Source organism: Wandonia sp. (genome assembly GCF_984588085.1).
On record NZ_CFIGVI010000053.1, the window covers coordinates 9,215 to 19,183 of the forward strand.

At 40.0% G+C, this 9,969-nt stretch carries 10 protein-coding genes; 2 read left to right on the top strand and 8 right to left on the bottom strand.

From position 1 onward, the window contains the following. Nucleotides 1-1,551: T9SS type B sorting domain-containing protein (locus tag AC4PL9_RS13695; protein WP_491605311.1), on the top strand; the 1,551-nt coding region annotated here is incomplete at its 5' end. A gap of 31 nt (nt 1,552-1,582) precedes the next feature. Beyond that, entirely contained in the window at nt 1,583-2,422 is an 840-nt protein-coding gene (locus AC4PL9_RS13700) for a class I SAM-dependent methyltransferase (RefSeq protein WP_491605312.1), read from the top strand. A 5-nt stretch (nt 2,423-2,427) separates the two neighbouring features. Here AC4PL9_RS13700 and AC4PL9_RS13705 read toward each other — a convergent pair whose 3' ends face one another. The 8 genes from AC4PL9_RS13705 to cyoE all read right to left on the bottom strand — a co-directional run bounded on the left by AC4PL9_RS13705 (nt 2,428) and on the right by cyoE (nt 9,700). Next, on the bottom strand, nt 2,428-4,299 hold the full coding sequence (locus AC4PL9_RS13705; RefSeq protein WP_491605313.1) for a T9SS type B sorting domain-containing protein: 1,872 nt from the start codon (nt 4,297-4,299) through the stop codon (nt 2,428-2,430). A 111-nt stretch (nt 4,300-4,410) separates the two neighbouring features. Further along, entirely contained in the window at nt 4,411-4,947 is a 537-nt protein-coding gene (locus AC4PL9_RS13710; protein WP_491605314.1) for a DUF420 domain-containing protein, read from the bottom strand. After that, nucleotides 4,931-5,593, bottom strand: a complete 663-nt coding sequence (locus AC4PL9_RS13715) for an SCO family protein (RefSeq protein WP_491605315.1) — start codon at nt 5,591-5,593, stop codon at nt 4,931-4,933. Before AC4PL9_RS13715 ends, AC4PL9_RS13710 begins: the two co-directional genes overlap by 17 nt. A gap of 2 nt (nt 5,594-5,595) precedes the next feature. Further along, nucleotides 5,596-6,276, bottom strand: a complete 681-nt coding sequence (locus AC4PL9_RS13720) for a hypothetical protein (protein WP_491605316.1) — start codon at nt 6,274-6,276, stop codon at nt 5,596-5,598. A gap of 23 nt (nt 6,277-6,299) precedes the next feature. Further along, complete coding sequence (locus AC4PL9_RS13725; protein ID WP_491605317.1) at nt 6,300-6,665, bottom strand: cytochrome C oxidase subunit IV family protein; 366 nt, start codon at nt 6,663-6,665, stop codon at nt 6,300-6,302. An 18-nt stretch (nt 6,666-6,683) separates the two neighbouring features. Beyond that, nucleotides 6,684-7,715 (bottom strand): cytochrome c oxidase subunit 3, encoded by a 1,032-nt coding sequence (locus AC4PL9_RS13730; protein WP_491605318.1) that lies wholly within the window; start codon nt 7,713-7,715, stop codon nt 6,684-6,686. A gap of 21 nt (nt 7,716-7,736) precedes the next feature. Further along, nucleotides 7,737-8,792 carry a cytochrome c oxidase subunit 3 gene (locus AC4PL9_RS13735; protein WP_491605319.1) on the bottom strand — a complete coding sequence of 352 codons (1,056 nt, stop codon included), beginning with the start codon at nt 8,790-8,792 and terminating at the stop codon, nt 7,737-7,739. A gap of 26 nt (nt 8,793-8,818) precedes the next feature. Next, nucleotides 8,819-9,700, bottom strand: coding sequence for a heme o synthase (gene cyoE / locus AC4PL9_RS13740; RefSeq protein ID WP_491605320.1), 882 nt, complete (start codon nt 9,698-9,700; stop codon nt 8,819-8,821). Between the last annotated feature and the right edge of the window lie 269 nt (nt 9,701-9,969).

Below are 9,969 nucleotides of genomic sequence, written 5' to 3' on the forward strand. Positions count from 1 at the left end.
TTTGACAACGACTACACAATGGCGGAGGGATGTACGGATGCTACCGTAACTCTTACCCGTTACGGTGAAGATTTATCATCTCCTATGACTGTGCCTATTTCAGTAACAGGCTCTGCAACTCCGGGAACAGATTATACGAATAACATACCAAGCTCCGTAACTTTTGCCAGCGGACAATCTCAGGTCTCGTTTACCCTATCAGCTTTAGCCGACGGAATAGCCGAAGGACTGGAAGATATCATTATAGAATTTGGAATTCCCGACCCCTGCGGAGGAAATGAAAACTATACAATAACATTGGCAATAGATGATGTTGCTCCGGTTCAGGTTACCTTGGGTGATGAAGAACTGGAATGTCCGGGTAATGAAATAACACTTACACCAACAGTCAGTGGTGGTGGATCAGGATATAATTATCAATGGAGCACAGGAGAAACCACAGAATCAATTTCTGTACAGCCGTCTGTAACGACAAATTATACTGTAACTGTAACGGATAACTGTCTGAATCAATCCGCTTCAGCATCCAACACTGTTATTGTCCCCAATCCTCCTCCTATTCAGTTAAATGTTTCGGATGATGTTGTTGACCCATGTCCATATATAGAGTATACATTTTCTGTAGAAGCAATTGGCGGGTCGGGTGATTACACCTACCGTTGGTCTGACAATTTTGGAGAAGAGTACGGTACATCGAATACGCAGGTTGTTAAACCCGGAGTCTCTACGAAGTATTACATTCTGGTAGAAGATAAATGTGGTGAACAGGCATTGGATAGTGTATCTGTGACCATCACAAGTCCACCTCTTGTTCCTTATGTATTAGGAGACACAACCATTTGTCTGGGTGATTCGGCTCTTCTTACCGCAGGGGCAACCGGAGGGTTCGGAGACTATTATTACTATTGGCCTCATAGTGGTGAGACGACTAATCAGGTGTGGGTATCTCCCAGACAGACTGGTCGGATTCAGGTAATCGTCAGTGATGATTGTCAAACGTTTACGGTTGATGATTTCGCAGAAGTAGAAGTTGTGCAACCCGTTGCCAATTTTGTCATCAGTTCAGGAACGTTGTTTGAAGACCTCCCTATTCAGTTCCAGAATACAACAATTGGCGGATCAGTTTACTTCTGGGAATTTGGTGATGGTCAAACGTCAACACAGGTACACGGTAGCAATACGTATGACGAACCTGGCAACTATCTGGTCACACTGTATGCAGAAAATGATTTAGGCTGTCGTGACTCAATTACCAAACCGATAACGATCACTCCTGAATTTTATATTTACGTTCCGAATACAATAACTCCAAATGGTAGCGGGCGAAATGACTACTTTGCCGCTTCGACGATAAATGTAGTGAGTCTAAAAGTCCGTATTTTCAACCGTTGGGGAGAAGAGTTATTCTACAGTGATGATAAACGATTCCAATGGGATGGCACCTACAACGGCCAACCCGTTCCGGATGGTGTATACGTCTATAAACTGGAATACACTTCTATCAATGGCGATAATGAGATGATCTACGGCCATGTTAATGTACTTCGTTAAATTTTCCGGATAGTTTTTTCATCTTTGCAGTATGGAATTGAAAAAGTGGTTTACTTCTCCCTTTGAGGACTATGAACTTATTGATGCAGGCGGAGGGAAGAAACTGGAAAGATGGGGCACTATCTATACCGTCCGTCCTGAGGTTCAGGCCTACTTTAAATCGGGAATGACATTTGCATCCTGGGAGAATTATAAGCCCATTCACTTTGAAGAGAAAGGTAAACAAGCAGGAATCTGGTCAAAAACTCAACCTGCCTGGAATATTCATTTTGGATCACTTCAGTTCCAGCTGGAAACTACGAGATTCAAGCACCTGGGACTTTTTCCTGAACAAGAGATCAATTGGAAATACATTCAGAATCATTTGCAAGCCGGAGATAAATTTCTGAACCTGTTTGCTTATACAGGAGCCGCGAGTATTGTTGCCAAAGAAAGAGAAGCTATCGTAACACATGTTGATAGTGTAAAACAACTGATTTCCTGGGCAAAAAATAATATGGAAATAAATCATCTGCAAGATATCAAATGGGTACATGAGGACGCTCTGAAATTTGCTGAACGCGAAGTTAAACGAGGTAATACTTACAAAGGTGTACTGATGGATCCTCCTGCCTGGGGAATTGGAGCGAAAGGCGAAAAATGGAAAATTGAAAATAAACTGGAATCTTTACTTGAAACCGCATACAATCTGTTAGATGAAGGAGGCTTTCTTATCCTCAATACCTATTCACCCAGAGTCTCACTGGAAGATATGATACAATTTGCTTCCCGTTATTTTTCACCTTCTGATTTGGAAGCCGGTGAATTGTGGGCAAAGACAACGACAGGAAAAGAACTATTCTACGGGCATCTTCTACGAGCGACAAAATAAATAGCTTACTTAACCAAACCTGTTAGCTGGAAGTTTCCGTGAAATTCTTCTACATCCCCGTTTACTGAAGTTATCATTACTGTATAGAAGTAAACACCTTCTCCTGCGGTAGTACCATTACTCATTGTACCATCCCAAACCGGCTCGAAAACACCCGGTACGGACTCGTACTCTCGTACTACAATTGAATTCCCCCATCGGTTAAACAGACGAATATCGACTGTTACCGCTGCCGAAGTAGTAATACCAAAATAATCATTTAACCCATCTCCATTAGGGGTGAATACGTTTGGAATATGTGTTTCGTTGTTTTCATAGCCCATAATTGTCACCGTGTAGGAATCAGTACACCCATAAACGGTGTTAGTCGCCGTAAGAACTACTTCATATACTCCCGGCATGTCAACAGGTAAAGTAATAACTTCTTCATTCTGATTGGCAACCGTGCCATCAACAGACCAGGTCAACATATCATAGTCTGTAGACTGATTTTCCAATATCGCGTCAAAGGGAATTATCCCCTCGTTAGGAGTAGCAGTAAAAAATGCGGTTGTTTCAACAACGCTTATTTCAATACTGTCTCTGCACACTCCGCAGTCTTCTGTAACTGTAAAATAGTACCAACCTGCTTCTGTTACAGCAATTGAAGAAGTTGTTTCACCAGTTGACCAACTGATATTTGAAGAAGCCGAATTACCAATCAAATTCACTGACTCTCCTGAGCATATAACATCTGACGGACCATTTGTTATACCACAACTCGGAACCGTCCCAAAATTAACTGTAATGGAAGCCTGATCTGCACCACAACTATTAGATCCGGTAACCGTATAAGTTCCCGAAATTGAAGGTGTGATGGTTGTCGTTGTTTCTCCGGTACTCCAAAGGTATGTATCCGCTCCTGAAACAGTCAGTTGGATTTCTCCCGGTTCGCATGCATCCGTAGCATTCGCATTTATCGTAACATCCGGAAGATCATCAAACGTAATCAGTAAAGAATCTACTTCCGGCTCATTACAGTTATTCTCAGCAGAAAAGTAGATATAATGATTGGTTGTAACTCCTACATTGGGCGTATAGCTTGTTTGAAGGTCTGTCGGATTTGCAAAATTTCCTTCAGAACTACTCCAACTCATTTGAGACGCATTTCCATTCACAATAGCCGATATATCAACTGATTCTCCCGGACAAATTGTTCCATCTCCAATAACAAAACTGGTAGCAACAGATACAGGTACATACGGAATTGTACACCCGTCATTTGCATAGGTCGCTGTTCCCGCCGCATCAAAGTCAACACGTGCTCCATCTCGCAATGCTGAACTACCTCCAACTTCTCCATTCTGGTTTACCAAAAGACATCTGTCATAAGTAACACTTTCCATACACGTAGCCCCGAAAGTAATCGAAAGTGTACGCGTAGAACAACTCGAATTATAATTCGCAAAATGTCCCTGTGTATTTCCGCTACATTGGAAGATAACAATAATCGTATCCTGCATCCCTGAATAATCATGAGTAGAAGGGTCAAAATCGGTACTGGTAATAATCAGTACCTCTGAGTTAGCCGGTAACACTCCTCCAACCGGCTCTACAAAGTAACCACAGGATAAAATGGTAGCATTCATTTGGGCAACCTTGTTGGCAGTTGATGCATTCTGGCAAATACCTCTGTATGGGTTATTAGGCCAGGCAATATTAATATCAGAAGTACTCAAATCAACTGCACCTATCCGGATGCGTACCATTTCATTGGTTCCTTCATTCGAACCACAAGCATCCACAAGAACACTTTCTATCTGAAAACAATTTGACTGAGAATAACTTGCTCCCAGTATCCCCATCAAAACGACTAACGTCAGAATAATTCTCTTCAAATCTTTCAATACTTTTTTGCTATGCATTCACTGCAAATGTACGGCAGGAATGTTAAGAAATTCTCAACAGGTGGTTAATTCTGTTAACAACAACGTGAAAACTATCAACAATTATGCTCCGTAATACGGACTAATCATCAGGAAAACAATAACACCCGTAACGGCAACATACAACCATATCGGAAAGGTAAAACGTGCAAGCTTTTTATGTTTGTCAAACTGTCCCAGATACGCATACAAATAAGTCACCAATACAAGAGGTATTACCGTAACACTAAGAATAATATGAGAAACCAACAATAGAACATACACCAGATACATTGTGCTTTCTTTATCTCCATAAGGTGTGGGATCGCTTGTCATGTGATAAATTACATATCCAACAAGGAATAAAAGCGAGCACAAAACGGAAATCTTAATTAACCTTTCGTGTAGTTTGAATTTTCCGTTTTTAACGGCAATTAAAGCAGCGACCAATAACACAGCTGTTATTCCGTTTATCGTCGCATAAATAGGAGGAAGAAAACTTGTATCATATCCTTCGATTTTCACACCGAATAAGACTGCTACAACAACCGGAATAACAATTGACAATATCCAGATAAGAACTTTTAAGTTCTTAAGTTTCTTCTCAGAAATCTGCTCCATACTCTTCTCTTAATAATCTACGAATATCTTTATTCAGAAGATCAACATCTTCCGTACTGGTACCGTCATAAATACCTCTGATCAGACCTTCTCTGTCTACCAAAACCAATGATGGCGAATGGGCAAAACCTCCAGGAGCATCTTCATCCGAATCAGCATGTACCAAAAATCCTTTCACACCAAGCTCATGTGTTGCTTCTTCATCACCTGTCAGAAAGTCCCAATTATCCTGTGAAACACCATATTCTTCAATATATCGTCTCAAAACTTCAGGCTGGTCTTTCTCCGGATCAATCGAAAATGATAAAAAATGGATTTCAGGAATATCCTTAGTAAGCACCTGAAGTCTTTTCAGTTGCGAAGTCATCTTAGGACAGATAGTAGGACATGTAGTAAAGAAAAAATCCGCTACATAAACCTTCCCTTTCACTTTATTCTGATCTACCCAAACAGAATCCTGATTCAAATACCGAAAATCAGGAACCACATGGTAAGCCGTATCCATAATCGTTTCTCCATCAACAATCTTCTGATCGAGCTCTCTTTCCCCGTATATCGGCAATACTCTTTGTTTTTTCTCTTCAGTACATGATACAAGAACCAACGAAAGTACTACAATTATCAAAAAAGCTGGATTACCTCTCATAACTAGTTCTCTTTATTTCTTCGCTTTTCCTCAAATTCCTTTTCCAACAAAGTGAAACCATCATGGAAATCACGAACCATACTTTCACTCTTTCCAAAACGCACGAACCTTAAATTCCCTTCATCATCAATCAAAAGCAATGTCTCAATAAAAAGTCTGTCACCCAGATATTTATCTCCTCTCTCTTCATACAAATTGATACCATTGTGCTCGATGTCATAGATTTGTTTGGGGTCACCTTCAGCGATCTTCCAAAACTTGGGGTCATAATCCTTTACAATATCTTTCAGGTTAAACATTAACACATCATCAAGCGGAGCCGGATTACCTTCTGTATCCGTAACAATAGAGACAATACGTACGTGCTTCAGTTTTTTTGCGTTGGTGTAAATACGCTTAAACAAATGCTCTTTTACAAACCAAAAATCAATCCCACACGAATCAGGACAGGTATTCTGAATCGTAGTAAAAATGGTAATATGACCCTCTAAATCGTTTTGAGTAAGAACCGTCCCATCGTTTAACTTCAACTCAAAGTCCCCGATATTCCCGTAATTATCCAGTGTTTTAAAATGGTTTGTGCACCCTCTGGAAAAGACAATAATTATTAAAGCCGGCCCGAACAACAGCATGAATAATATCCATACAGACGAACGACCGGCTTTTTTTTCTTTTTTAGCCACGCTATATATTTTTGTGCTAATTACTAATTCATCCAAGTATCATGCACTGCATTACCTTCAGTAAGTGCAATGAAGATAAGGTAGGTCATAAAGATTAGATAAGGTACAAGTATAATATTACGCAATACTTTTCTCTCATCACCCAAGTGCATAAACACCATAACGATATAACCAGCCTTTAAAAGAGTCATTAAAATAAATGACCACTTCACAGTAATCCAAGCAAAAGACTCCGGATCTTGTTTAATAAAAGCTCCCAAAGCAACTTCTACAGCTGTAACTACAGTAAGAAGAATTGTGACAAAATAAATCTTCTTACGAATAAGCTTTCCTTGCGCTTCGTCGTGGTGGGTATCTAATGAGTACTCATAAACATCATCTCTTTCCATAATTTCCTGTTTTTCTGATTAAATAAGGTAAAAGAATGTAAATACGAAAACCCAGACTAAATCGACAAAGTGCCAGTATAGACCTGCTTTTTCAACCATTTCGTAATGTCCTCTTCTGTGGTATGTTCCTCTTAATACACCTAGGAAAATCAATATATTAATAATCACACCTGAGAATACGTGGAATCCATGGAATCCGGTAATAAAGAAAAAGAATTGAGCATATTGCTTAGGTCCATACTCATTCTGTTGCATATTCGCACCGTAAACGACACGGTTTGCTTCTCCGGACGTAACCGCTTCCATATACAGACGCTTCGCTTCTTCTCCTGTTATTTTATCATTTAAAGCATATTCTGCTCCCGCTTCTCTGACTAAAAGTTCATCGATATGAGCAGCTTCTTTAATATTCACTTTAGCTACTGACCCATCGTGTAACACGATAGAACCATCTGCCATTACCTTACCATTTGTAACCGCATGACTGTATTCGTGAGCAAGATCCTCTTTAACAACATCACCAACATGGTGATGTGAACCTGCCGTAATCACCTCAAAACTTTCAAAAGTAGCGGCATGACCATGAACATAAGCTAACGAACCATCGTTCAACTGAACACGACCTAATTGTGAACCATGGATAAAGTGAGACCACTCCCAAGCCTGAGAACCTAAAAAGAAGAAACCACCGATAATAGTAGCTAACATCCATTTTGTAACTCCTTTTCTGTCCATTCGGTGACCAGCCTCAACCGCTAACACCATGGTTACAGATGAAATAATAAGCAGGAATGTCATTAACGCCACATAAACCAAAGGATATCCATGCCCCAGGAAAGGAAGCGAATTAAAAACCTCTTCTCCAATTGGCCATTTTCCGGTGTATGCATGTCGGATAAAACCATACCCTACCAAAAGCCCACCAAAAGTAAGTGCATCGGAGATCAAGAAAAACCACATCATGAGTTTTCCATAACTGGTTCTGAAAGGAGAAACCTTACCCTTCCAGGAAACAGTTGTATCGATTTCGTGCGTAGTATGTCCTGCCATTACAACTTTTTTTTTGCAATTTTAATGAATAAAAAGTAAAAACAACAACAAATATAACCATAAAGCACCTAAAAAATGCCAAAAAATTGCTGTCGCCCTCATTCCCAAGGTATTTTCTGCACTAAACTCTCCCCTGAAAGTCCTTCTGGTAAAGAGAATCATGTAAATAAGCATAATCACAACGTGCGCCAGGTGAAGAGCACTTATAATGAAAAGATAAGAAGTCGCATTGTCCCGTGAATCGATGAGTTTAATTTCAAGCGGAGCTGAAATTCTCTTTCCCTCATCATACAACTCACGATTCTGGTACTCGATTTCTCTTCCATGATAGTACAGTGAAAAATCCTCACCTATCTTACCTTTCAGAAAAAAATCTCCTCTACCGTCTGCCACGTGCGTCATCATCTCATTCAATCGTATCCAATCTATTCGTGATAATTCCTCCCCATTGGAGCGGATTAGTTTTCCGTTTACGATAGCCAACGGTTCAGCCCGGTATAACAGATTAAACTTTTTACCATATTCAGGAATGGCAAGTACCGCTGCAGAATCCGATTGAATAAAGTTGGATGCAAATTTTTTAAGCTCATCCATTTCACTCTCATTCAGGATTTCTCCCTTTTTTTTGTAATCATTTCCATCAACAACAAGAAGTGCTCCATCCATCTTGATCTCGTAATAATCGCCGTACCGCCCATTGGACACCATGATATCACTTACTACATGCGCTCCTTTACTAAACATTTGCTGGTAACCTACAATCTGAGACACGCTAAAAGCCACTCCTGTAAGCGTCGTTATCAGAACCAGAGATTTCGAAAGTTTCTCCTTTCCCTGCTTCATCGCACGGATCGCCATATAAAATGTAAGACTTCCTGCTAAAATAACTACTGTACTTACCCAGAATGCCGGAGGAAGTGGAAATTTAACCCAAAACGAGTCTCCCATAGAGACAATATAGGCTGAAGTGAGTCCTGCAAAGACCATAACAATACCTATCATACCAACATACACGAGGTTCTTGGTCATTTTTTCCTTCACCTCAGGTTCTAACTCGGCATTCATATCCTTTTTCATAATTACATCAAATTTTCTTCAAAATCTTATACCTTATCAAGCACGTATAAAAACTGGATAAGCGGCAGATAAGCAAAAGAAGCAAACATTAAGTTACGTGCATCTTTGGTATCACAGGTAAGATACAGCCTGTACGCAAAAAGGAAGAACAACAAACCAAGGAAACTTCCTAAATAAAAAGTAAGCGGACCAACCATATCGAGTACCCACGGTAACAAGCTAAAAGGAACCAGTAATAACGTGTAGACCAAAATCGGAAATGCCGACGTCTTCGTCTTCCCGTTTTTAGAAGGAAGAAGGTGGAAACCGCCATGCTTATAATCATCATAGCTTACCCAGGCAATTGCCCAGAAATGTGGAAACTGCCACATAAACTGAACCATGAATAAAATCCCCGGAATCAGTGTGTACTCATCCAGATAGGCTATAGCACCAAGAAATGGAGGAAAAGCCCCGGGAAAAGCCCCAACAAAAACAGACCAGGAAGTCTTTGGCTTTAAAGGGGTGTATACAAAAGCATATAACACAAAAGAAACAAATCCCCAAAGAGCCGTTTTAAAGTTAATCAGAGACAAAAGAGCAATACCTGTAATGATACAAACAACAACAATAACATATCCTTGTGAAACTGTCATTCTACCAGCCGGTATCGGGCGATTTTTTGTTCTTGACATCAGCTTGTCAAGATCCCGCTCAATAATCTGGTTCATACCGTTTGAAGCTCCGGTTACTAAAATCCCCCCGACCACTAATAGAAAAAGATTCTGATCCCATCCTCCTCCTGCAAACCAGTACCCAGCTATAGCAGAAAGAATAACAAGGCTAGCCAGTCTCATCTTTGTAAAAACCATCCAATCCTTGAAAACCGAAGGCTGTTTCGTATCGATATCACTGTTCTTCCGAGCCACTCAATGAATTTTGAAAGGCAAATTTAAGTATTAATTAACCAATAGCTACCTTAAAAAAAGAAAATCGTAAATTTCCATTTCTCCTCTGCCACTTTCATTACAGAGGATTTCTCTCAGCATACTATCAATCAATGTTTTCTGAAGGATTAGAAATAGTTGTTAGTGTATCGCATCTTTAATCGATTTTTTCAACGCCTCCATTCCTTTTACCACTTCTACACGCAGTTTTATCACTCCTAAAATCCATATAGATATTGCAACCCAAAGCA